1 protein-coding gene is annotated in these 228 nt (G+C 38.6%); it reads right to left on the reverse strand.

Features of this window, described 5'->3' with window-relative positions; all coding sequences use genetic code 11:
* Positions 1-228, reverse strand: a 228-nt coding sequence (locus SB679_RS26655) for a hypothetical protein (RefSeq protein ID WP_410705475.1), incomplete at both ends; no start/stop codon positions are given.

Consider the following 228-nt stretch of genomic DNA (forward strand, 5'->3'; position numbering starts at 1 on the left):
TTTCATCAATTCCGCAACGTCAATACTTTCCAGACGTGCCTTAGAAATAATATCCGTCATTCTGGAATCCTTACCATACTTTGCATAGTTTGAAAGAGCAGACATAATTTTCACCTTATCTTTCTTACCTACTTCTCTGGCTTCAAGAATTGTTTTCACCGTCTGACTGTAAATCGCTTTATCTGCTTTCACGTTCGTCATCCAGTGATTCATCAGCTCTACTCCTTT

It is taken from the genome of Chryseobacterium sp. SIMBA_029 (genome assembly GCF_046535275.1).
Classification (GTDB): domain Bacteria; phylum Bacteroidota; class Bacteroidia; order Flavobacteriales; family Weeksellaceae; genus Chryseobacterium.